This is a genomic window from Amycolatopsis sp. NPDC114478 (assembly GCF_055633805.1).
Genome location: NZ_JBVKDO010000029.1, coordinates 1 through 22,581 on the forward strand (window position 1 = coordinate 1; position 22,581 = coordinate 22,581).

The following is a 22,581-nucleotide window of genomic DNA, read 5'->3' on the forward strand; positions in this document are numbered from 1 at the left end:
ACGCCCGGTCCCATTCCGAACCCGGAAGCTAAGCCTGACAGCGCCGATGGTACTGCAACCGAAGGGTTGTGGGAGAGTAGGACACCGCCGAACTTTATTTACGGGAAGGCCCCGGTCGAGAATCAGCAATGGTTCTCCCGGGGCCTTTTCGCATGCCCACGGCCGGCCGACAGGGCGGCGTGAACACCGCTGCCGGTCGGCCGATCGGGCCGGCGCGGCTACTCGGCCGGGCGGCGCAACAGGTACGTGTCCATGATCCAGCCGTGCCGCTCGCGGGCCTCCGCGCGCGTCACGCGGATCCGCTCGGCCAACTCCGGTGTGAGCGGACCCGACAACAACACCTCGTCCGGTGTCCCCACGTACGCACCCCAAAAGATGTGCAAGCCCGAGTCCGTGTACTGGTCGAAAGTCGTGTTCGCGTCCAGCAGCACGAACACGTCGTCGACCCCCTCCGGCCAGCCCGTGGCCAGCCGGCGGCCCGTCGTCAGCTGGACCGACCGCCCGATCTGGTTCATCGTCGTCCGGTGGCGGGCCACCAGCGCCGAAATGCTGCTGATCCCCGGGACCACCTCGTACTCGAACGCCACGTTCCCCCGCGCCAGCACCGCCTCGATCAACGCGATCGTGCTGTCGTACAGCGACGGGTCGCCCCACACCAGGAACGCTCCTGCCGAGTCGGGCCCGAGCTCCGACTGCACAAGCTGCTCGTAAACCGACGCCCGGGCCTCGTGCCAGTCGGCCACCGCCGCTCGGTAATCGGATGGCGTGCGGTCGCGCGGCGGGTCCGACGCCAGCACCACGCGGTAGTCCGTCCGCGTCACGAAGCGGTCGAGGATCTCCTGCCGCAACCGGACCAGATCCGCCTTCTCCGACCCCTTGTCGAGCACGAAGAACACGTCGACGCGGTTGAGGCGGTCGATCGCCTGGACCGTCAGGTGCTCCGGGTCGCCGGCGCCGATCCCGATCGCGTAGAGCTTGCGCATACCGCGAGTGTGGTGGGGGTCGCGAGTGAACCCCTACCCCCGATGGGTATAAAGGAAGGAGAGCGAAAGGACCTTGAGATGACCGAATCGAGCTACACCGTCGAGGGCATGACCTGCGGACACTGCGCCACCTCGGTCCGCGAAGAGGTCTCCGAACTCGAAGGCGTCCAGAGCGTGGACGTCGACGTCGAGAGCGGCCGCGTCACCGTGACCAGCGCCACCCCGCTCTCCGCCGACGCCGTCGCCGCGGCCGTCACCGAGGCCGGATACCGCCTGGTCGCCTGAACCATGACCACCGCGACCCGCGTCGAACTCGCCATCGGCGGCATGACGTGCGCGTCGTGCGCCGCGCGGGTCGAGCGCAAGCTCAACAAGGTCGACGGCGTGACCGCGACGGTCAACTACGCCACCGAAAAGGCCCAGGTCAGCTACCCGAGCGCGCTGTCCGTCGACGATCTCAAGGCCGTCGTCGAGGCCGCCGGGTACTCCGCGAAGCTGCCCGAGCCCGAAGCGCCCGATGAGACGCCCACGCTGCGCAAGCGTTTGCTCCTTTCGGCGGTCCTGACCGTCCCGGTGATCGCCCTCGCGATGGTCCCGGCTTGGCGAGTCGACCCGTGGATCGTGCTCGCCCTCGCCGCCCCGGTCGTGACGTGGGGCGCGTGGCCGTTCCACCGCGCCGCGGCCGTCAACCTGCGCCACGCCACCGCCACCATGGACACGCTGATCTCGCTCGGCGTCGTCGCGTCGGTGGCCTGGTCGCTGTACGCACTCTTCTTCGGCGCGGCCGGCGACCACCTGTACTTCGAGGTGGCCGCCGCGGTCACCACCTTCATCCTGGCCGGCCGCTACTTCGAGGCCCGCTCCAAGCGCCGCGCCGGCGCCGCCCTCCGCGCGCTCATGGACCTCGGCGCGAAAGACGTCACCGTCCTGCGCGACGGCGAAGAGCACCTGATCCCCGTCGAAAAACTGCAGGTGGACGACGTCTTCGTCGCCCGGCCCGGCGAGAAGATCGCCACCGACGGCGTCGTCACCGAAGGCGGCTCCGCGGTCGACACCAGCATGCTCACCGGCGAGCCGGTGCCGGTCGAGGTCGGGCCGGGGGACGCGGTCACCGGCGCCACCGTCAACGTCGGCGGGCGGCTGTTCGTGCGCGCCACCCGCGTCGGCGGCGACACCCGGCTGGCGCAGATGGCCCGGCTGGTCGAAGCCGCGCAGAACGGCAAGGCCGAGGTGCAGCGGCTCGCCGACCGGGTCTCGGCGGTGTTCGTCCCGCTGGTCGTCCTCGCGGCGCTGGCCACGCTGGTGGTCTGGCTCGCGACCGGCGGCCGGCCCGACCAGGCGTTCACCGCCGCCGTCGCCGTGCTGATCATCGCCTGCCCGTGCGCGCTCGGCCTCGCGACGCCGACGGCGCTGCTCGTCGGCACCGGCCGTGGCGCGCAGCTCGGCATCCTCATCAAGGGTCCCGAGGTGCTCGAGAACACGCGCCGCGTCGACACCGTCGTCCTGGACAAGACCGGCACGGTCACCACCGGCCGGATGACGCTGGTCGAGGGCGACGGCGAGCCGTTGCGGCTGGCCGGAGCCGTCGAGGCCGCGTCCGAGCACCCGATCGGCCGCGCCATCGCGGACGCGGCGAAACAGCGTTTCGGCGCCCTCCCGCCCGTCAGCGACTTCCGGAGCATCCCGGGCGTCGGGGTGACCGGCGTGGTCGAAGGACGCACTGTCAGCGTCGGGCGCGCCGACGGCGCCGCGCTCGGCGTGACCTGGGACGGCGAGGTCCGCGGCCACCTGGTCGTCGCCGACACGATCAAGCCGACGTCCGCGCAGGCGGTCGCCGAGCTGCGCGAACTCGGCCTGACGCCGATCCTGCTGACCGGCGACCACGCCGGCGCGGCGCGGGCGATCGCGGCCGAGGCGGGGATCGACGAGGTCGTCGCCGAGGTGCTGCCGGAGGGCAAGGTCGACGTCGTCAAGCGGCTGCAGGCCGAGGGGCGCGTGGTCGCGATGGTCGGCGACGGCGTCAACGACGCGGCCGCGCTCGCCCAGGCCGACCTGGGGCTGGCCATGGGCACCGGCACCGACGCGGCCATCGAGGCGAGCGACCTGACGCTGGTGCGCGGCGACCTGCGCGTGGCCGCCGACGCGATCCGCCTGGCCCGCCGGACGCTCGCCACCATCAAGGGCAACCTGTTCTGGGCGTTCGCGTACAACGTCGCGGCGCTGCCGCTGGCCGCCCTCGGCCTGCTGAACCCGATGATCGCCGGCGCGGCGATGGCGTGCTCGTCGGCGTTCGTGGTGAGCAACAGCCTCCGGCTGCGCCGGTTCCGCTGAACCCCCGGAGGGTATAGTCGGTGGTCAGGGACGGGTGACGACGGGGACAGGTGGGCGATGACGGGTTACGGAACCGAGCGGGAGGCCTATCTCAAGCGCTTGCGCCGGATCGAGGGGCAGATCCGCGGGCTGCAGCGCATGGTCGAACAGGACAAGTACTGCATCGACATCCTGACGCAGGTCTCGGCGGCGACGAAGGCCTTGCAGTCGTTCTCCCTCGAGCTGCTCGACGAGCACTTGGCGACGTGCGTGGTCCAGGCGGCCGCGGCCGGCGGCGAAGAGGCGGACCTGAAGGTGCGCGAAGCTTCGGACGCGATCGCGCGGCTGGTGCGTTCCTAGCGCACCAGCACCGCCAGGGTGAGGCCGCCGGCGTTGGTCGTGAAGTGCACGATCACCGACGCCAGCACGCCCCGGCCCGTGTGCCGCCACCAGTGCAGGAAGATCCCCGCGACGCCCGCCGCGGCCATGGCCAGCACTTGGAGCACCACCACCGGGGTCGCGCCGAACACCGCGTGGACCGCCGCGTTGCGGCCGATCGCCAGCGCCGGGAGCGCGTGCCACAGGCCGAACAGCGCCGCCGCACCGAGGATCGGTGGCCAGCGCCAGCGGTCGTCCGTCGCGCCCAGCAGGCCCGGCAGCACGCCGCGGAACGCGACCTCCTCGATGAGCACCGTCCCGAACAGGATGCGGCCGCAGGTCAACCACAGCAGCTGCCCGAGGTCGGGGTCGCCGACGCGGCCGTCCTGGTAGACCGTGCGCAGCGCCGGCACCGCCAGCGCGATCCCGAACACCACGGCGATCAGCGCGGCCCCGGCCAGGCCGACCAGTGCGGGCCGGCGGAGGTTCGCCAGCCCGAGCCCGGTCCACGAGCACCCGGCGGCCCGGCCGAGCGCCACCAGGATCGCCGCGGCGACCACCCCGCACACCGGGTACGCCCAGCCCGGCAGGACGCGGTTGGCCAGCGTCGTCGACGCGGCCAGCACCACGACCGCCGTGACCAGGGCGAACGGTCGCGTCAAGGGAGGATGTCCCGCGAGTTGAGCGCGTGCGGCTCCCGCCGCGGTTTTCGGGGACCTCACCCGACGATCATGGGGCTGCCCGGGCGGCGGGCAACCGTCAGCCGACGGCGTCGGTGAGGTCGGCGGGTGAGCGCCGCTGGACCGGCACCCGCTTCGACATCGGCAGGGTGGCTTCGGGGTCGAAGGGCGCGGGCCGGTCGTCGAGGGCGACGGCCGCGTCGGCGAGCAGGGACCGGCAGCCGGTGAGGCTCGCCTGGAGCTTGTCGCGGACCTCGGTGAGGGCCGTGACCTGCCGCTGGGCCGCTTCGACCAGGGATTCGCTCTGGGTCGTGGCTTCGGTGACCAGGCGTTCGGCCTCGGCTTCCGCGGTGGTGACGAGCTTCTCGGCTCGGGCTTGGGCGGTGGCGACCTGCTTCTTGGCCTTGGTTTCGGCGTTCGTGAGCTGCTGGCTGGCCTGTGCTTCGGCGTTTGTGACCAGCTTCTTGGCCTTCGTCTCGGCGGCGGTGAGCTGCTGACTGGCTTGCGCTTCGGCGTTTGTGACCAGCTTCTTGGCCTTGGCTTCGGCGGCGGTGAGCTGCTGACTGGCTTGTGCTTCGGCAGTCGTGACCAACTTATTGGCCTTCGTCTCCGCGGTCTTGACCAGCTTCGCGGCCTTGGCCTCGGCCGTCTCGACCTGTGTCTTGGCCTCTGCTCGGGCGGTGGTGACCAGGCGTTCGGCCTGGGCTTGCGCGGCCGCGAGCTTGCATTCGCCCGTCGTGACCAGCTGATCCGCCTTGGCGCGCGCGGCCGCCTCCTCCTCGGCCAGCGTGCGCATCGAGTCGGCGCGGCGGACCGTCATCGCGCGCGTGTGATCCTCTTCTTGCTGGGCACGGCGGTGCGCGGCGGCTTCGTCGAGCTCGCGGCGGCGCTGCTCGGCCGCGCGGAGGAACTCCTCGTGCTCGACGCGCCGACGCTCCGCCTCGGCCTCGGTCTCGGCGACCAGGCGGCGTTCCTTCTCCGTGAGCCGGATCGCCTCCTGCTCGGCCTCGCGGACCAGGCGCTCGGCCGTTTCCGTTGCCCGCGTGGTGATTTCGGTCGCTTCCTCGCGGGTCAGCTCGATCATCCGGCGGGAGCGCTCCTGCAGCGCGTCCGGCTCGATCGGGGTGCGGCTGATCCGGTCGATCTTCACGCGGAGCTCACGGTTGTCCTCGACGAGCGCGGTCACGCGCTGCCGGGCCGAGTCGCGTTCGGCGGCGAGTCTGCGCATCTCGGCTTCGGCCCACGCGACGTACTCGGCGACCTGCGCGCGGTGAAATCCGCGCCACGCCAGGTCGAATCCGGGCTGCGTGCGCACCACGTCCTCGCCACCGCCGGGGGCCATGCCTCACCTCCGAATTGGATGGTTTCTCCTCGGCCGCACGTTTTCCTTGCGGTACCGGGGAATTCCGCGTCCACCCCAGTGTGCCGCAAACCCGCCCCCGCGCGCTGCCCGGGCGGGCGATCATTCGTCGAGCGGTTCTCCCGGACCGGTGGACGTGCTCCGGACGCCGGGCAGTTCGGCGAGTTCGGCGGCCAGGTCGTAGAGATCACCGCGGCCGTCGAGGCGCAGCGTCACGACCGCGATCCGTTGCCCCTCTTCGGAAAACGGCTCGTGATCAACGTCTACGTGGTGCACGCTCCAGCCGCGTCCGGTGCACGCGGCCAGCGCCGCACGCAGCACGCCGTGGCCGTCGAGGTAGCTCAGCCGCACGACCGGCGGCTCGCGGCGGTGCCGCGCGACGAACCGCTGCAGCGGCGGGAAGCCACGGGTCACGACGAAATGTCCGATCGTCGTGCCGACGGCGAGCACCGGCAGCCCGGCGCCGCACGCCGTGCCGACCGCGGCCGTGAGCCAGATCGTCGCCGCCGTCGTCAGGCCGCGCACGGCGTCGCGGCGGACGAAGATCAGGCCGCCGCCGATGAAGCCGATGCCGGAGACGATCTGCGCGGCGATCCGCGACGGGTCGAGCGAGATGTGGTCGGTGCTCAGCAGGTCCGCGAAGCCGTACTTCGACACGAGCATGAACACGGCCGAGCCGACGCCGACCAGGCTGTGCGTCCGCAGCCCGGCGGCCTTCATGCCGGCTTCGCGCTCGAGCCCGATCGCGACGCTGAGCACCAGCGCGAGCAGGACCGGCGGCAGCAGGGCCCACTGCGCCGAGGTGGACCACAGAGTGGTCAAGATCACTACCTCCCGGGGTCTTCGGTGTCGGCAAGCGAGGAGATTCGCCGAGGCCGCCACCTGGGCATACTGGGCCGGAAGCCCCGATCGTGCCAGGTGAGGTGGGACGCGTGACAGCGAGTCGGCCGGCCCCGGACTTCGTGGGCTACCCGGAGGTGCGGCGCGGTGTCCGCGCCCTGCTCGGCGGCCGCGACGGCGTCGGCGGGCGGCGGGTGCCGGCGTGTCCGGAGTGGACCGTCGCCGACCTGCTGGGCCACCTCACCGGGATCGCCGACCGCGTCCTCGCGCGCCACGGCGGCCCGGTGCCGGCTTCGGCGGCGTCGACGGTCCCCGAACTGCTCGACCACTGGGACGACGTCGGCGAGGACCTCGACCGCCGCCTCGCGGAGGCGGGCGGCCGCAGCGGCGAGGTCATGGTGATGGACGCCTACACCCACGAGCTGGACCTGCGCGCGGCGCTGGGCGTGCCGCCGCCGGTGGAGCACGCGGCCTGGGCGCCGAGCTTCGAGGTGCTGGTCCGCGGGTTTTCGGGCGCGGTCGCCGGCCGCGAGCTGCCGGCGTTGCGCCTGCGCACCACGGGCGGCTCCCAGTGGACGGCGGGTGCCGGCCGGCCCACGGCGACCTTGACGGCGCCGGCGCACGAGCTGTACCGCGCGCTGGCGGGGCGGCGGTCGCTCGCCCAGCTGGCGGGGCTGGAGTGGAGCGCGGCGCCGGGGCCGTGGCTGCCCGCGTTCAGCTGGGGCCCGTTCAGCCCGCCGCGCTCACCGGGGGTCTGAGGTTCAGCCGCCCGGCGGCGTGGCCGACAGAACCGCCGCCAAGGCCAGGACCACCGAGGCCAGCGCGACCTCGGCCGTCACCGCCAGCCGTAGCCGGCGCAGCTCCACCGTCAAGACGGCCGTGCCGCCATCGCCGCCCGTCACCCCGCGCTGCACCGCGCGGCGGGCCACGTTCGCCACCAGGAGCAGCGCCGCGAAACCCGCGATCTTGCCCAGCAGCAGGAGCCCGTACGTCGTCGTCCACAGCGCGGACACCGACGGCACGATCCGCAGCGCCAGCACGCCGCCGCTGATCGCGATCAGCGCCACGCAGTTCATCGCGAGCCGGGAGAACCGCGTCACCACCGGCCCGAGGTCCGGCGTCCGGCGGACCAGGCACAGCGCGAGCTGGACCAGCCCGCCGGCCCACACCGCGATCGCGCCCCAGTGGACCAGGTCGGCCGCCACCGAGAAGTACAGCACCCGGTCGGTCACCGGGTGGCCGCTCGCCGAGAAGCTCAGCAGCGCCGCGAACCCGGTGATCATCGCCAGGTTCTCCAGCCGGCCGCGGCGGGCCGACGCCGGCGGAGCCGCCAGGACGCGCGGGAGCACCACCGCGAGCACCCCGGCCGCGACCAGCCGGACCAGCAGCAGCTTGCCGTAGGACAGCCGGAGCGTGTCGGCCAGCAGACTCGGGTCGAGCAACGCCCCCAAGCCGCGGCCGGCCGCGTACGGGCCCTGCAGCACGAACGTCGCGACCGCCGTGCCCGCCGTCAGCCAGACGCCCGCCTTCAGCAGCCGCCGGGCCCGGGGGTCCGTGCGCCCGGCCGGGTGGCACGTCAGCAGGAACACCAGCCCGCCGAGCAGGACGATGCCGGCGAAGGACAGCCAGCGCACGACCGTGGACACCACGTCGACCGCCGGGTCCGTGCCGGTCGCCGCCGCGACCGCGCCCGCCGAGGTGATCAGCGGGCCGGCGCCGACGACGAAGGCGAACGTGCCGCGCACCGGGTGGGAGTCGGTCGAGATGAACGCGTACTCGACGAGGTAGCTGCCGTCGGGCAGGTCCGGCTTCAGCCGGACGGCCACCTGCTCCGCGACGTCGCCGGGCTGGAACACCGGCCCGGTGTCGACGGCGGTGCCTTGGGTGTCGACGACCTTCAGCGAACCCGGCTGGATGCCGACGTTCTCCGACAGCGTCACCGACACCTGCGCGGGCGCCGCGGTCAGCCGCGAACCGTCACCAGGGGTGATCGACACGATCTCGACGTGCGCCGACGCCGGTGCGGCGGTGAGCACCAGCCAGCCGGCCAGGAAGGCCAGCAGGCCCAGTGCCCGCCGCGCGGCCCGGCCGCTCACGACGCGGCGAGGGCGGGCGGGCGCAGCCCGCAGGTGCAGCCGGTCAGCTCGTGCTCGGCCACCGACGCGCGCCGGTGCAGCACGACCGCCACGATCATCGGGATGGTGACGATCGTGTTGTAGAACAGGTGCAGCTCGACCCGGGGCACGAGCAGCTGGATGATGCTGGTCGGCACCTTCTGCCCGGCCAGCCGCCAGCCGGTCTGCGCCTGGATGAACAGCAGCAGGTGCTCGATGTGGTGCCAGAACTGGATGGCCAGCGCGAGGTTCCACCACTGCCGCGACCGCCCGGCGAAGCCGTGCCGCAGGATCCACAGGAACACCAGCATGACGAGCGCGTAGCCGTAGTGCAGCCACTCGGAGCTGATCAGGGCCGGGAACGGCATCCCGAGCACGCCGCGCGCCTTCGGGGTCGGCCAGCCGAGCACGTAGATCTGGAACGCCTGCACGATGTGCTCGGCCCAGTGCCCGATCACGACCACCATGAACACCGCGAGCGCGCGGTGGTGCCACCGGCTGTTGAGCGGGCCGAGGAACCCGGACGGGCGGGCGAGTTCGGACGTCGACATGCGGACCCCAGTTCACCAAGACGACGATGTGCGTCGACGATAGCCGTTCCCGGAGTGGCTTCAGTTACTCCGGATTGCTGATCCCGCAAGGGAAGTTGCGCCGCCCGGCGGATTGCGTACCGCCGGGCGGCCCCGCGCTCAGTGGACGGAGAGCCCGGTCGGGCGCTCCGGGGCCGGCGGGATGTGGAACAGCCGGGTGAACAGCTCGAGGTGCGCCGGGTCGCCCTGGACGCGGACCTTGCCGCTGGAGATGGCGTCCTGGGCGGACAAGCTGCCGTTGAGCAGGTCGAGGATCGCCGGGCCCTGCGGCTCGATCACCAGGTCGGCCGCGGGCAGCGAGCCGGCGGAGGCCTTGAGCGAGCCGTCGTCGACCAGCGCGTGCACGATCATCTCGCCGCCGAGGTGGTGCAGCTCGTAGTTGACGTGCACGCCCGCGGCTTCCTCCTCCTGGAAGGTCGTGTAGAGCGAGATGATCGCGGTGTCGAGGGTGTAGACCTCGTCGGCGCGCGGGTAGGTCAGCGACCGGGCGCCCCACAGGCCGAGGTCCAGCACGATGTGGTCGAGTTCGCAGCCGTACTCGGTGAGCTCGTAGACGACGCCCGCGTCCAGCTGCGACAGGACGCGGCGGCGGATGACGCCCGACTCCTCGAGCTCGTTGAGGCGCGAGGTCAGGATGCTCACGGGGATCCGCGGCAGCGTGCGCTGCAGGTCGTTGAACCGCTTCGGGCCGAGCATGAGGTCACGGATGACCAGCAGCGACCACCGCTCGCCCACGATCTCGAGCGCCCGGGCCAAGCCGCAGAACTGTCCGTACGTGCGAGCAGAGGTAGGCATACTCGGGTCCTCACTATGTCTCGGGTGCCAGACCGGGCGCCACCGCGTTCGCGCGGGAACGCGAGTTCGGTTACGGTGCCCCCGACGCACCGTGCCGCCACGGGCGTCGCTGTCTACGGTGACGGTTCCCCGCCGGGTGCGGCCAGTGAGCGACGCACCGGTGCTCCATGCGTTTTCCACGTCAAACCATGCGTTTCGCATGACTTGCCGGTGCTTTGAGCACTGGCTGAGTAGACCTGCCGTGGAGCAGGATTTCCTTCTCTCGTCCCGCCCAGCCCCGGATCGGCAGGAGGGCCCATGCGCACGACAGCGGTGGACGCGCACGGCAGCGGCGCCACGGACGTCCCGGTGCCGGTGCGCGCCCCGGCGTTCCGGCGGCACCTGCGCGCGGAGGTGCGCGAAGGCAAGGGGGCCTACCTGTTCTCCGAACAGGGCGTGATCGCGATGCGCGGCGCGAAGATCGAGTCGCTCGCGGCGTTGCTCGACGGCACCCACGACCTCGACCGGCTGCTGCGCGGCCGGCCCGGCGGGATGGCGCCGGAGGAGGTCGCCGCGCTCCTGGCCCAGCTCGTCGACGCCGGGCTCGTGACGTTGCGCAGCCCCGGCACCGACGACGTCCCGGGCGACGAACGCGCGCTGGCCTACTGGGACGCCTGCGGGGTGGACGCCGACGTCGTCGCCGCGCGGCGGGGCACCGTGCGGCTGACCGCGGTCGGCGACAGCGCCGACGGCGTCGACTCCGGCGCCGTCGAACGCGCGCTGGCCGGCGCCGGGCTCGAAGTGGTCCGCACGGACACCGGCACCGCCGACCTGTCGGTCGTGCTGTGCGCCGACTACCTCGACCCGAGGCTGGCCGAGATCGACGCCGAGCACCGGCGCGCCGGGCGGCCGTGGCTGCTGGCCCGCCCGTCCGGGGCCCAGGTGTGGATCGGCCCGGTGCTGCAGCCGGACGGCGCCTGCTGGCACTGCCTGACCCACCGGCTCTGGGGCCACCGGCACGCCGAGGCGTGCGTGCAGGAGGAGCTCGGCCACGCCGGCCCGGCGCGCCGCCCGGTGCCCGCGCTGCCACCGCTCACCTCGGCCGCGGCCCACCTCGTCGCGCTCGAGGCGGCCAAGTGGGTGGCCGGGTACCGCCACCACGGCCAGCAGTGCGTCTGGACGCTCGACACGCTCGACCTGCAGGGCAGGCTGCACGAGCTGCACCGCCGCCCGCAGTGCCCGCGCTGCGGCGACCGGTGGCTGGTGACCTGGCGCTCGGTGCGCCCGGTCGAGCTCCGGCCGGCGAAGAAGGCGACCACCGGGGGCGGCGGCCACCGCACGGCGACGCCGTCGCAGATGCTCGAGCGGCACCGCCACCTGGTCAGCCCGGTCACCGGGATCATCAAGGAGATCCGGCGGGACCCGGACGCGCCCTGGTTCGCCAACGCCTACCGCTCCGGGCCCAACGTCGCCCGCGGCGTCACCGCGATGGCCGCGTTGCGCGCCAGCCTGCGCTGCGAAAACGGCGGCAAGGGCGTCAGCCCGCTCGACGCCGAGGTCAGCGCGCTCTGCGAGGCGGCGGAACGGTTCTCCGGCAACTTCCAGGGCGACGAGCTGCGGATCCGCGCGTCCTTCGACGAGCTGGGCGAGGAAGCCGTGCACCCCAACGCGTGCATGCTCTTCGCCGACCGCCAGTACGCCGGCCGCGCCGACTGGAACGCCGAGCACGCGACCTTCCAGCACGTCCCGGAGCCGTTCGACCCGGCCGCCGTCGTCGACTGGACGCCGGTGTGGACGCCGGCCGGGCGCCGCCGCCTGCTGCCGACTTCCTACCTGTACTACGGGATCCCGCGCGAGAGCGCGGCCCCCGGCGTGCGCGCGGACTCCAACGGCACCGCGGCGGGCAGCAGTCTGGAGGACGCGGTCCTGCAGGGCGCGCTGGAGCTCGTCGAGCGCGACGCCGTGGCGTTGTGGTGGTACAACCGCACGCCGGTGCCGGGCGTCGACCTCGCGTCCTTCGCCGACCCGTGGCTGGACGAGATGGCCGCCGGCTACGCGGGGATCGGCCGCGAGATGTGGGTCCTCGACGTGACGTCGGACCTGGGGATCCCGGTGACCGTCGCGGTTTCGCGGCGGACCGACGGGCCGCACGAAGACATCATGATGGGCTTCGGCGCGCACCTCGACCCGCGGATCGCGGTGCGCCGCGCGGTGACCGAGCTCAACCAGATGCTGCCCGCCGTGCAGGCCGCGGGCCACGACGTCGACGACCCGGACGCGCGGCGCTGGCTCAGGTTCGCGACCGTCGCGAACCAGCCGTACCTGCGGCCGGTGGCGGGCGAGCGGATGCGGACCGCCGCGGACTTCCCGTTCGTCAACCGCGCCGACGTCCGGGACGACGTCGACGCGCTGACCCGGGTGTTCGACCGCGCCGGCGTCGAGCTGCTGGTGCTCGACCAGACCCGCCCGGACGTCGGGATCCCGGTGGCGAAGGTGCTCGCGCCGGGCCTGCGGCCGTTCTGGGCCCGGTTCGCGCCCGGCCGGCTCTTCGACGTCCCGGTCCGGCTCGGCCGGCTCGACGCGCCGACCCCGTACGAACGGCTCAACCCGTTCCCGATGTTCCTCTGAGCGCCACCACGGGCTCGGTTTCGCTGTTCGCTTGAGGAGTTGGCCGTGCCTGCTTACCGCCCGGAGGGGATCCCGGAGACCGTCCGGCTCTGGTCCCTCACCGAAGACACCCTGCTGGAGGCGGGGGACGACGACACGCTCGTCGCGATCACCTGGTGGGGCGAGTACGAGCTGCCGGACGTCCCCCGGCCGGTCCGCGAGTCGCTGGGCCGGATGGCGCTCGGCCCGATCTCGATGGGGAACCTCGCGACGTCGGCGGGCAACGGCGCCGAGGCGTGGGCGGGGACGCTGCGCAAGGTCCTCAACCAGCTCTCCGGCTCGGTCGTGCACTCGCTCGCGCTCAACGACGGCCGCGGGCCGCTGCTCTCGGCCATCCCGGTGACCCAGGCGCCGGTCTTCCCGGCCGACGCGGTGCCGCCCGGCCGGCTGATCAAGCTGTCGCGGTACTCGGCGATGCGCCCGGACGGCGGTGGGCTGCTGCTGGAGTCGCCGCGCGCCCGGTACCGCGTCGCGCTGCTGCGGCCGCCGGCGGTGGCCGTGGCGTCGTCGCTGGCCGGGCCGGTGACCGTCGCGCAGGTCGCCGAGACCTGCGGGCTGCCCGAGGTGGTCGTGGCCGACGTCGTCGCGTACCTGGTGGCGGCGGGGGTCGTGCTGCTGGCCGACGACTGGGCCGAGTTCGCCGAGGACACCGACACCGACCTCGCCGTCTGGTCGCCGGACGACCTGCTGTTCCACGCCCGCAGCCGCACGTGGCTCAAAGGCGGCCCGCCGGACCCGGAGGCGCACCGGGCGGGCGTCGAGCCGCCGGTGGTCAAGCAGATCACCGCCGGCCCGACCTTCCCGCTGCACCGCCCCGACCCGGCCGTGCTCAAGGCGACCGACCCGACGCTCGCGACCCTGCTCGAACACGACCACCGGTGCCCCGAGGTCACCGAGCGCGCGCTGTCGGCCGAGCAGGTCGGGGAGTTCCTCTTCCGCGCCGCGCGGGTGCGCTCGATCGGGCCGGCGTACCTGCCCGGCGGTCCCGGCCACGAGGCGTCGCAGCGGCCGTACTTCAGCGTCGCCTGCCTGTACGAGCTCGAGATCTACGTCGGGATCAACCGGTGCGCGGACCTCGCGCGGGGGATCTACCACTACGACCCGCTGTGGCACACGCTGACGCTGATCAACGACGACCTCGGCGTCCTGGACGGCATGCTGGACCTGGCGATGGTCGGGGCGGGCAGCCACCGCCGGCCCTCGGTGCTGCTGACGATGACCGCGCGGATGTCGCGGATCGCGTGGGTGCTCGGCAGCGCCGCGTACGCGACGACGCTGGTGCACGTCGGCGCGCTGCAGCAGGTGCTGTACCTGGCGGCCAAGGCGATGGGGCTCGCCGCGCACGCCGTGCCGGTCGACGCGGGCGACCGGGTGGACCGGTCGCTGAAGCTGGAGTGGCCCGCCGAGGTCAGCGTCGGCGAGTGCGTCCTCGATTTCCCGCTCGGTAACGCTTCCGGCTGATCGGGCGAAGCCTCCGTCGTGACCGTTCGCCCTGTTACCGTTGGGGATCTGGGGTGCGGCTGAGGCGGGAGGCGCCGTGGCATATCCGGTTCGGCTGCGGGGGAAGTTCCGGATGCGGGCCGTGCCGCCGGCGGAGCGGCCGGACTTCCGCGGGCTCGTCGCGGCCGGTCCGGTGGCGGCGGCCGCCGCGGTCGCGCTCAGCGCGGTGCTCCCGGTGCTGGCCGAGCGGACGACCTGGACCCCGCGGCTGCTCGCGCTGGCCTGCGCGGCGGCACTCGCGGGCGTGCACCTGACCGCCTTCGCGCACGGCCGCGTCCGGCGTCCGGGCCTGGCGCTGGCCGCGCAGGCCCTGCTGGGGTACGGGCCGATGCTGCAGCTGGGCGCCCTGTGGAGCGCCGCGGGCGGGTTCCTCGCCGGCGGGCTGCTGCTGGCCGTCCGCCCGGTCCGGGCGGTGCCCGCGGCGGGGCTCGTGTGCGTCGGTGCCGGGCTGTTGTCCGCCTGGGCGACGGGAACCGCGGACGCCGGCCTGGCGGGCGCGGTGTCCGCCGCGATCGCCGCGCTGGCGCTTTCCGGGACGGGCGCGGCCGTGCGGCTGACCGCCGAGCGCGAAGAGGAACGCCGCGAGCTGAAGCGCAACGCGATCGCCGAGGAGCGCAAGCGGTTCTCCCGCGACGTCCACGATCTGCTCGGCCTCAGCCTGTCGGCGATCACCCTCAAGGGTGAACTCGTGGACCGGTTGGTGATCGGCCAGCCGGGCCGGGCGAAGGAGGAGCTGGCCGAGCTGCTGACGATGTCGCGGCGCGCGCTGGCCGACGTCCGCACGGTCGCGGCGGGCTTCCGCGAGCTGTCGCTGGACGACGAGTGCCGGGCCGCGGCGGCGGTGCTGAGCGCGGCCGGGACGCGGGTGACCGTCGCCCGTTCGGGGATCGCGGACCTGCCGCCGGACGTGGCGACCGCGCTCGCCGCGGTGCTGCGCGAAGGGGTGACGAACGTGGTGCGGCACAGCACCGCGAGCTGGTGCGCGTTCTCGGTGAGCAAGGAGGACGGGACGGCCTGGCTGGAGATCGTCAACGACGGCGCCGGCTGCCCCGCCGACGTCGGCGCGGGTTCGGGATCGGGCCTGCGCAACCTGGTCGACCGCGTGGAGTCCCTGGGCGGGACGCTGGCGGCGGAGTCCTGCCCGGACGGCACGCACCGGCTGCTGGCGGCGGTTCCGGTGGCGTGCGGCGTGGTGCGGCGGCACCGGGCGGCGGACGAGCTCACGGCGTAAGCGCTTTCCGGCCGGTTTCCGGGCGCGGCCGCCGAAGTTCACCCGTTGGGAGCTAAAGCCATTCCGCTTCGGTCGCGATGCGGATCGCGTGGACCCGGTTGCGGGCGTTGAGCTTCGTGACCACGGCGGCCAGGTAGTTGCGGACCGTGCCGGCCGACAGGAACAGCTCCGCCGCGATGTCGGCCACGTTGCGCCCGCGCGCGGCCAGCGACAGGATCTCGATCTCGCGCGGGGTGAGCGGGCAGTCGTCGGTTTCCCAGGCGGCCAGCGCCAGTTCGCTGTCGATGACGCGGCGGCCGATCGCGACCGAGCGGACCGCGTTCGCCAGCTTGTCCGACGGCGAGTCCTTGAGCAGGAAGCCGTTCACCTTCGCGTCCAGCGCGCGGCGGACCGTGCCGGGGCGGCCGAGGCTGGTCAGGATCAGCGTGTGGACGTCCGGGAGGCTCTCGTGGATCTCGACCGCCGCCGACAGCCCGTCCTTGCCCGGCAGGTCGATGTCGATCACCGCGACGTCGGGCTGGGCCGCCTTGGCGGCGGGCAGGATCTGGTCGCCGCTGGACACCTCGGCGACCACCTCGATGTCGGACTCCAGGTTGAGCAGGGCGACCAGGGCGCCGCGGACCATGTGCATGTCCTCGGCCAGCAACACCTTGATCACGACGGTACCTCGCACCCCAGTCCGTTGACTCCGAACCGCAATTGTACGCCATTGCCCGGCCGCGACGGTGTTTCGCGCAAGCGCACCCGAGGTGAATGGCCGGGAATTCGCCGCCGGTGCCCGCCGGCCCGGCTGGGCCGAATGGCTGCCGGGAAGGCGGACCTGGTTCGTTCGCCGCCGGCGGATTAACGAACGGCGGATTCGGTGCGCCGGAATTGCACGCCTCAGACCGCCATCGGACGGGCGACCGCGGGCTGGCGCAGGTCGGGCAGCGCGAGCAGGACCGGCGGGTCGAAGCCGTGCCGCGGCCGCAGCCGGACGTCGGCCAGGCTCGCCGTGACGCCGCGGTGGACGGTCACCGGGCCGGCGAGGCCGGTGTAGGGCCGCAGGGTGTGGTTGTCGACCTCGCCGCAGCCGTAGGCGTGGGTGAGCACGTACCAGGAGCCCAGCGGAACGTCTGCCAGTGCATACGGTCCCGGCCCGGGCAGGACGGCGAACCGGGCCGGCGCGCCCTCGGCGATCCGCGCCGCGAAGAGCCCGACGAACACCGGCCCGACCTCGGCCGACGGCGCGACGCGCAGCTGGCCGCGCACGGTCGTCCCGGAGCCCGTCTGGGCCTGCCGGTCGGTGAGCCGCGGCGCCGTGCCGCGCAGCTGCCGGTAACCCGACGGCGAAACGCCGACGCTGCCGCTGAAGCGGGCGCTGAACGTGCCGACGCTGTTGTAGCCGACCTGGTGGCTGATGTCGGCCACCGAGATGACCGTGGTCGCGAGCAGGCGCTTGGCCTCCGCGAGCCGCAGGGCCGACAGGAACCGGCCCGGCGACAGCCCGGTGACCCGCAGGAACACCCGGGTGAAGTGGAACTTGCTGAACATGGCCGCGCGGGCGAGGTCGTCGATCGTGAGCCGCTCACCCAGGTTGTCTCGCATGGTCACGATCGCGCGTGCCACGGCTTGCCGGACGATCTCATCCATGGTGGCCGTCCCTCCCGGTCGACAATGCCGCTCGGTCGTCTTCCGGGTGAAGGCGTCCGGTGCGGGGGATGTGATTTCGACCAAAACTGTAGGTCGGCGGGCGTCTACTTCTTAAGTGCTCTGTGCACCGGTCCGGATGGATTTCACCGGTCCCGGACATGCGTTTTGCACATCGGGTGTGAACGGGCCCGGGAACGGGAACACCGAGGGGTGACGCACATGCGTTTCTCACACCCTCGGTAGCGGGCCGGATGCGCGTGAGCGCGCAAAGTGACGAAAACCGGGGTGTTCGACGGGGTTCGACCCCCTTGCTAGCCCGTTCGGAGTCTTCTCCGAAACCGCACGGACCATGTGTAAGCCACATCACGGCGATGATGCGGGCACTGGTTGATGTTGCGTCCGTTGGCGACGATTTATGGCACGTGAAGCATTCATCTTCGCCACTGGGAGCAGAACATGTCCGCACAGGTTTCCGCCAACGTCCGCGCCCTTTTCGCCGATTTGGAGATCGAGTTCGAAAAGGCGGGATCGGACCTCGTGATCGACCGTTTCGAGCACTGGAGCATCGACGCTCCCGCGGGCACCGAGCAGACCCGCCGCGGCACCTGCTACTGCCGGGCCGACCTCCTCGAAGCGGCTTGATGCGCGTTTGCGCAGTTCTCGCCGTCGTGAGCCGGCCACGCCGCGCGCCCAGCGCGCCCGGCGCGGCCGGCTCGCCGCGCGTGGACCGGCGGGGCGGGCCGCGAATGGCGTGGCCGGAAAATTTCCGACACGGGTGACGGGAACTCGTCACGCGCTCGTGACGGCTGGTAGCCGTCCGGGCGCGACTAGGCGTTTTTAACCTGGTCCTAACCCGTGCATGTGCATTTCGCGGCATCGCCGCAAAAGTGGTGCCCGAATGGTGCAACCGATTCGTCAAGCAGAATGATTGACTGAGCTTCTGGGGAATCGTGAGTGCGGAGGCACCCGTGATCAGAGTGCTGGTGGCCGAGGACATGCACATCGTGCGGGGAGCACTGGTGGCGCTGCTGCGGCTCGAACCCGACATCGACGTGGTCGCCGAGGTCGCCTCCGGGCTCGAGATCCTGCCCGCCGCGCGGGCCAAGCAGGCGCAGGTGGCCGTCATCGACATCGACCTGCCCGGCAAGGACGGCCTCACGGCGGCCGGTGAGCTGCATGAGCACCTGCCGGACTGCCGGACCCTGATCCTGACCAGCCTGGGGCGTCCCGGCACGCTGAGGCGGGCGCTGGACGCCAAGGTGGGCGGGTTCCTGCTCAAGGACGCCCCGCCCGACAAGCTGGCGAACGCGGTCCGCGGCGTGCTGGCCGGCCGCCGCATGGTCGACGGCGACCTGGCGCTGGCCGCGTGGGACACGGTGGACTGCCCGCTGACGGCCCGCGAGCTGGACGTGCTGCGGATGACCGCGCAGGGGTACGGAACGGTGGAGGTGGCCGCTCGGCTGTACCTTTCCGCCGGGACAGTACGGAACTATCTCACGACGGTGGTGGCGAAACTCAACGCCCGCAACCGGGTTGACGCGATCCGGATCGCGGAGGAGTCCGGCTGGCTGTGAGCCGGGCGGAGGTCCAGACCAGAGGGATTGGTCCAGTCCGGAAGGGTTCGTCCGCTTCGACGGGTATGGGGGCGCCGATCCCGTTGGCCGGGGCCGGTCTGATGTTGCCTGGAGCGCGCGGGTTCAGGCGGGGACGACCGCGCGCAGCCGGAAGCGGCCGTCCGGTTCGACTCCCGCCGTCAGCTCGCCCCCCAGGTCCGCGACCCGGTGCGACAGGTTCCCGATCCCGCTCCCGGGCGACGAATCCCGCGGCACCGCCGCCGTTCCGGGTTCCGGCACCACCGGCTCCGCCCTCTCCCCGTTGCGCTCCACGCCGTCGTTCACGATGTCGAGGCAGATGCCGCCGTCCGTGCGGCGCATCGCGATCTCGCAGCTCTCCACCTTGCTGTGCCGCAGCACGTTCGTGACGCCCTCGCGCAGGACCACCGCCAGCACCGTGCGCACCGGGGTCGGCAGCTCGTCGCCGAGCATCTCCATGCGGACGCGGACGTCGGCGGCCGCCAGGACCGACTTCGCCGTGCGGGACTCGCTGTCCAGCGACAGCTCGCGGTAGCCGCTCGCCACGGACCGGACGTCCGACAGCGCCTGGCGGGTCAGGCCGAGGACCTCGTTCAGCTCCTCCGCCGCGCGGTCGCGGTCCAGGGGCAGCACCCGGGCGGTCAGCTCGCTCTTCAGCGCGATCGCCGACAGGCTCATGCCGAGCAGGTCGTGCAGGTCGCGGGCGAACCGCAGGCGCTCCTCGGCCAGCGCCATCTCGGCCAGCCGGCGGCGGGTGCTGGCGAGCTCGGTGACCAGCCGGACCAGCCACAGCAGCCCGAACACGGCCAGGCTCGTCATCACGGTCGCGGCGGTGTAGAAGATCGTGGTCGTGACGCTCGCGCCCGTCAGCCGCTGGATCTCCGCGTAGGCGGCGATGTTGAGGGCGAAGAACGCCCAGCCCGCGACCGGCGGCAGCACCAGCAGCGCGCTGCCGATCAGCAGCCCGGGCAGGCTCACCCAGTTGGCGCCGAGGGGCAGCAGCGGCAGGTAGATCAGGCACGCCTGGACCAGGAGCATCCCGTAGCTCTGCGCCGACCGCAGCTGGGTCGACGGCCGGTTGAAGTACGAGAACTGCAGGGCCAGCAGCGCCACGATCGAGCCGAGGACCAGCGCGATCTCCCACAGCCGCGGGGTCAGCTGGAGCAGGTGCGCCGTCGCGCCGATCCCCATCAGCACCATGACCACCGGCAGCAGGCGGCGGATCTCCTTCGACGCGCTCTCCGAGCGCTCGCCGGTGTCCTCCGCGGCCGCGGCGCCCAGGCCGCTGGGCAGGGGGAGCTCGACGTGCAGGCGGAACCGGCCGTCCGCGCCGGTCTTCGCCGTCGCCGCGCCGCCGAGCGCGGCGACCTCGTCGGGCAGCGCCGTCAGCGCGCTGCCCGGGGCGAGCGCCGGATCGTCCGCCGCGACGCCGTCGTTGACGATCTCGAGGACGACCTTGCCGTCCTGGTGGCGGACGTCGATCTCGCAGTGCTCGACGTCGCTGTAGCGCAGGACGTTCGTGACGCCTTCGCGCAGGACCTTGGCCAGCAGCGTGCGGACCTGGACCGGCAGATCTCCCTGGTCGAGGTGGATCCGGACGGCTATCTCCGACGCCGACAGCAGCGATTCGGCCGTCCGCGACTCCTTCTCCAGCGAAAGTTCGCGGTAGCCGTGGGAAACCGCGCGGACGTCGGAGAGCGTGCGCTGGGCGGTGGCGGTGATCTCGCCGAGCTCGGCCTTGGCGCGCTCGGCCGACTTGCGCATCAGGCGCGTCACGAGCTCGCCCTTGAGCGCGATCGCCGACAGGCTCAGCCCGAGCAGGTCGTGCAGGTCGCGGGCGAACGCCAGGCGCTGCTCGGCGACCGCGCGCTGGGCCAGCTCGCTGCGGGCCGCGTGCAGCTCGTGGACCATCCGCGCGAGCCGCGACAGCAGGTAGAACACCAGGATGTAGAACAACGTCCCGAACACGTTGTAGACGGTGCTCACGGGGTTGGCGCCGAAGGCCTGGTAGACCGCGACGGTGCTGAGCAGCACCGCGACGACCGCCCCCCAGCCGTACCGCGGCGGGAGGACCAGGAGCGCGGCGCTGCCGACGTACACGAGCATGGTGGCCCACAGCCAGCCGAACGTCAGCATCGGCACGTAGGCGAGCACGATCATGACCGCGAACAGCACGCGGCTGGTCGTCGAGGCGAGCCCGGCGGACGGGCGGCTGAACCACAGCAGCTGGATCGCCAGCAGCGCGGCGGCGGCCACGACGGCGTACCCGGCGTGGAAGAGGCCGACCGACCGGGGCAGCAGGCTGACCACGCCGATCACGCTGAACCCGGTGATGACCACGACGATGATGGCGGCGGCGAGGTACGCGGCCAGCCGCGGGCGCCGGTCGGCCGCGGTGGTGCCGCGGGGTTCGGCGGTGGCGGACAGCTCCGCGGCCGGCTCGAGCGCGGCGACCGGCGACATCAGTGCGGAACCCCCGGGGTCTCGGCGGTGGCCGGGGCGCCCCAGGTGGCCCGGCCAGGGCGTGGTGTGCGTTCTGCTGCCGACCGATCGTAACCCACCGGACGTCCGGTTCCTCGCGCCGAAAAGACGTGGCGAGGGGGCGCGGCGGACGCGGGGGGACGGCACGGCGGCGGCCGGGGTGCGGGCTCAGCGCCGGCCGGACGCGGACCGCAGGCGGTCCGGGACGCCGAGCAGGCTCAGGAAGTCCAGCCGGGACAAGGCGACCGACCCGGTGTGCAGCACGGAACCGCGCTCGTACCGGAAGAAGCCCAGCGCCGACTCGAGGTCGTCCCAGAACTCGCCGCCCGCGGTCTCGGGCAGCCGCCGGGTCACCGGGAAGTCGGCGGTGAACGCGCGGCTCGCCGAATACGTGGTCAGGTCCCGGCCGAAGTGCCGCCGGTACCGCTCGAGCTCGGCGTAGGGCGCGGTGGAGACCAGCACCAGCCGCAGGCCGGGGTCGTGCAGCGCGGCGGCGACGTCGGCGGCGGCCGCGTCGCCGAAGGGGCCGCTGTGGCCCGGCATCGTGTGGTGCACCGCGAGCCGCGGGCGCCCGTCGAAGAGGTCGGCCAGTGAGATGCGGCCCTGCGGGCCCTCGAACAGGTACTTCGCCGCGTTGACGACCCGCGGCCGGTCCAGCTCCGGCACGGTCAGCTCCGTCATGGCTCGCCCTCCCTGGGTGTGGTCCCGATCGGAGTGTGGCCCGAGGGCCCGGGCGGCTCCCAGCGTTCGGCCCGGGAACGGCAAGCTGGGAGACGCGCGGCCCTCGCCGTGCCCGGCCGGTGCGCGGACCCTAGGCTCTGCGGGCATGGCACGTTATTTCGACCTGCACCCGGAGAACCCGCAGCGCCGGTCGCTGGGGCAGGTCGTCGAGCTCCTCCGCGCCGACGGGCTGATCGCCTACCCGACCGACTCGTGCTTCGCGCTCGGGTGCCGGCCGGGCAACCGCGACGGGCTCGACCGGATCCGCTCCATCCGCAAGCTCGACCACCGGCACCACTTCACGCTGGTGTGCCAGGACTTCGCCCAGCTGGGCCAGTTCGTCATCATCGACAACGCGGTGTTCCGCGCGATCAAGGCGGCGACGCCCGGCAGCTACACGTTCATCCTGCCCGCGACCAAGGAGGTGCCTCGGCGGCTGATGCACGAGAAGAAGAAGACGGTCGGCGTGCGCATCCCCGACCACCGCGTCACCCAGGCGCTGCTGGCCGAGCTCGGCGAGCCGCTGCTGTCGAGCACACTGCTGCTGCCGGACCAGGCCGAGCCGATGACGCAGGGCTGGGAGATCAAGGAGGAGCTGGACCACCAGCTCGACGCGGTGCTGGACTCGGGCGACTGCGGGGTCGAGCCGACGACGGTGGTCGACTTCTCCTCGGGCGAGCCGGAGATCCTGCGGATCGGGGCGGGCGACCCTGCGCCGTTCGAGTGACG

General features: G+C 72.7%; 21 protein-coding genes and 1 rRNA gene. 11 read left to right on the forward strand and 11 right to left on the reverse strand.

What is annotated here, in order from left to right:
* Nucleotides 1-93 (forward strand): 5S ribosomal RNA (gene rrf, locus ACZ7OH_RS45305); the annotation flags it as partial.
* Between the two features lie 125 nt (nucleotides 94-218).
* Here rrf and cobF read toward each other — a convergent pair.
* Entirely contained in the window at nucleotides 219-983 is a 765-nt protein-coding gene (gene cobF, locus ACZ7OH_RS45310) for a precorrin-6A synthase (deacetylating) (RefSeq protein WP_470286580.1), read from the reverse strand.
* A 78-nt stretch (nucleotides 984-1,061) separates the two neighbouring features.
* Between cobF and ACZ7OH_RS45315 the strand changes: the two genes are divergently transcribed.
* Genes ACZ7OH_RS45315 through ACZ7OH_RS45325 form a run of 3 tightly spaced genes read left to right on the forward strand, consistent with a single transcriptional unit; the run spans nucleotide 1,062 to nucleotide 3,653 of the window.
* Nucleotides 1,062-1,268, forward strand: coding sequence for a heavy-metal-associated domain-containing protein (locus ACZ7OH_RS45315; protein ID WP_400904069.1), 207 nt, complete (start codon nucleotides 1,062-1,064; stop codon nucleotides 1,266-1,268).
* Nucleotides 1,269-1,271: 3 nt separating this feature from the next.
* Complete coding sequence (locus ACZ7OH_RS45320) at nucleotides 1,272-3,314, forward strand: heavy metal translocating P-type ATPase (protein WP_470286581.1); 2,043 nt, start codon at nucleotides 1,272-1,274, stop codon at nucleotides 3,312-3,314.
* Between the two features lie 57 nt (nucleotides 3,315-3,371).
* Nucleotides 3,372-3,653 (forward strand): metal-sensitive transcriptional regulator, encoded by a 282-nt coding sequence (locus ACZ7OH_RS45325; protein ID WP_086678475.1) that lies wholly within the window; start codon nucleotides 3,372-3,374, stop codon nucleotides 3,651-3,653.
* On the opposite strand, the gene ACZ7OH_RS45330 is transcribed toward ACZ7OH_RS45325, so the two are convergent.
* From ACZ7OH_RS45330 to ACZ7OH_RS45340, 3 genes are all read right to left on the reverse strand, one after another.
* Complete coding sequence (locus ACZ7OH_RS45330) at nucleotides 3,650-4,333, reverse strand: CPBP family intramembrane glutamic endopeptidase (protein ID WP_470286582.1); 684 nt, start codon at nucleotides 4,331-4,333, stop codon at nucleotides 3,650-3,652. The genes ACZ7OH_RS45325 and ACZ7OH_RS45330 overlap by 4 nt on opposite strands.
* Before the next feature lie 97 nt (nucleotides 4,334-4,430).
* Nucleotides 4,431-5,693 carry a DivIVA domain-containing protein gene (locus ACZ7OH_RS45335; protein ID WP_470286583.1) on the reverse strand — a complete coding sequence of 421 codons (1,263 nt, stop codon included), beginning with the start codon at nucleotides 5,691-5,693 and terminating at the stop codon, nucleotides 4,431-4,433.
* Nucleotides 5,694-5,813: 120 nt separating this feature from the next.
* Nucleotides 5,814-6,533: an MgtC/SapB family protein gene (locus tag ACZ7OH_RS45340; RefSeq protein ID WP_470286584.1), complete on the reverse strand. Its 720-nt coding sequence runs from the start codon at nucleotides 6,531-6,533 to the stop codon at nucleotides 5,814-5,816.
* Between the two features lie 110 nt (nucleotides 6,534-6,643).
* On the opposite strand from ACZ7OH_RS45340, the gene ACZ7OH_RS45345 reads away from it, so the two are divergent.
* Nucleotides 6,644-7,309, forward strand: a complete 666-nt coding sequence (locus ACZ7OH_RS45345) for a maleylpyruvate isomerase family mycothiol-dependent enzyme (RefSeq protein WP_470286585.1) — start codon at nucleotides 6,644-6,646, stop codon at nucleotides 7,307-7,309.
* A 3-nt stretch (nucleotides 7,310-7,312) separates the two neighbouring features.
* On the opposite strand, the gene ACZ7OH_RS45350 is transcribed toward ACZ7OH_RS45345, so the two are convergent.
* The 3 genes from ACZ7OH_RS45350 to ACZ7OH_RS45360 all read right to left on the reverse strand — a co-directional run bounded on the left by ACZ7OH_RS45350 (nucleotide 7,313) and on the right by ACZ7OH_RS45360 (nucleotide 10,050).
* A complete protein-coding gene (locus ACZ7OH_RS45350) occupies nucleotides 7,313-8,647 on the reverse strand; it encodes a copper resistance CopC/CopD family protein (RefSeq protein WP_470286586.1) in 1,335 nt (444 codons plus the stop codon).
* Nucleotides 8,644-9,216, reverse strand: coding sequence for a hypothetical protein (locus tag ACZ7OH_RS45355; RefSeq protein ID WP_470286587.1), 573 nt, complete (start codon nucleotides 9,214-9,216; stop codon nucleotides 8,644-8,646). The genes ACZ7OH_RS45350 and ACZ7OH_RS45355 overlap by 4 nt, the downstream gene beginning before the upstream one ends.
* A gap of 138 nt (nucleotides 9,217-9,354) precedes the next feature.
* A complete protein-coding gene (locus ACZ7OH_RS45360; RefSeq protein ID WP_400904087.1) occupies nucleotides 9,355-10,050 on the reverse strand; it encodes a winged helix-turn-helix transcriptional regulator in 696 nt (231 codons plus the stop codon).
* A 297-nt stretch (nucleotides 10,051-10,347) separates the two neighbouring features.
* On the opposite strand from ACZ7OH_RS45360, the gene ACZ7OH_RS45365 reads away from it, so the two are divergent.
* The 3 genes from ACZ7OH_RS45365 (at nucleotide 10,348) to ACZ7OH_RS45375 (ending at nucleotide 15,427) form a co-directional block, all read left to right on the forward strand.
* The gene (locus tag ACZ7OH_RS45365) at nucleotides 10,348-12,657 is read left to right on the forward strand and encodes a TOMM precursor leader peptide-binding protein (RefSeq protein WP_470286588.1); all 2,310 of its coding nucleotides are present in this window, start codon (nucleotides 10,348-10,350) and stop codon (nucleotides 12,655-12,657) included.
* A gap of 45 nt (nucleotides 12,658-12,702) precedes the next feature.
* Nucleotides 12,703-14,157 carry a SagB/ThcOx family dehydrogenase gene (locus ACZ7OH_RS45370; RefSeq protein WP_470286589.1) on the forward strand — a complete coding sequence of 485 codons (1,455 nt, stop codon included), beginning with the start codon at nucleotides 12,703-12,705 and terminating at the stop codon, nucleotides 14,155-14,157.
* A gap of 76 nt (nucleotides 14,158-14,233) precedes the next feature.
* A complete protein-coding gene (locus ACZ7OH_RS45375) occupies nucleotides 14,234-15,427 on the forward strand; it encodes a sensor histidine kinase (protein WP_470286590.1) in 1,194 nt (397 codons plus the stop codon).
* Nucleotides 15,428-15,479: 52 nt separating this feature from the next.
* Here the strand turns inward: ACZ7OH_RS45375 and ACZ7OH_RS45380 are convergent, their stop codons facing one another.
* Together ACZ7OH_RS45380 and ACZ7OH_RS45385 are read right to left on the reverse strand one after the other, a co-directional pair.
* Entirely contained in the window at nucleotides 15,480-16,085 is a 606-nt protein-coding gene (locus ACZ7OH_RS45380) for a response regulator transcription factor (RefSeq protein WP_364466069.1), read from the reverse strand.
* A gap of 224 nt (nucleotides 16,086-16,309) precedes the next feature.
* On the reverse strand, nucleotides 16,310-17,059 hold the full coding sequence (locus ACZ7OH_RS45385) for a helix-turn-helix domain-containing protein (RefSeq protein ID WP_470286591.1): 750 nt from the start codon (nucleotides 17,057-17,059) through the stop codon (nucleotides 16,310-16,312).
* A gap of 456 nt (nucleotides 17,060-17,515) precedes the next feature.
* Here ACZ7OH_RS45385 and ACZ7OH_RS45390 point away from each other — a divergent pair, with 456 nt between their 5' ends.
* Nucleotides 17,516-17,701 (forward strand): hypothetical protein, encoded by a 186-nt coding sequence (locus ACZ7OH_RS45390; RefSeq protein ID WP_470286592.1) that lies wholly within the window; start codon nucleotides 17,516-17,518, stop codon nucleotides 17,699-17,701.
* Between the two features lie 326 nt (nucleotides 17,702-18,027).
* Entirely contained in the window at nucleotides 18,028-18,633 is a 606-nt protein-coding gene (locus ACZ7OH_RS45395) for a response regulator transcription factor (protein WP_400904097.1), read from the forward strand.
* A gap of 123 nt (nucleotides 18,634-18,756) precedes the next feature.
* On the opposite strand, the gene ACZ7OH_RS45400 is transcribed toward ACZ7OH_RS45395, so the two are convergent.
* Both ACZ7OH_RS45400 and ACZ7OH_RS45405 read right to left on the reverse strand, forming a co-directional pair.
* On the reverse strand, nucleotides 18,757-21,114 hold the full coding sequence (locus ACZ7OH_RS45400; RefSeq protein WP_470286593.1) for a sensor histidine kinase: 2,358 nt from the start codon (nucleotides 21,112-21,114) through the stop codon (nucleotides 18,757-18,759).
* Nucleotides 21,115-21,300: 186 nt separating this feature from the next.
* A complete protein-coding gene (locus ACZ7OH_RS45405) occupies nucleotides 21,301-21,813 on the reverse strand; it encodes a DUF899 family protein (protein ID WP_400904101.1) in 513 nt (170 codons plus the stop codon).
* A 145-nt stretch (nucleotides 21,814-21,958) separates the two neighbouring features.
* On the opposite strand from ACZ7OH_RS45405, the gene ACZ7OH_RS45410 reads away from it, so the two are divergent.
* A complete protein-coding gene (locus tag ACZ7OH_RS45410; RefSeq protein WP_470286594.1) occupies nucleotides 21,959-22,579 on the forward strand; it encodes an L-threonylcarbamoyladenylate synthase in 621 nt (206 codons plus the stop codon).
* Nucleotides 22,580-22,581 lie beyond the last annotated feature (2 nt).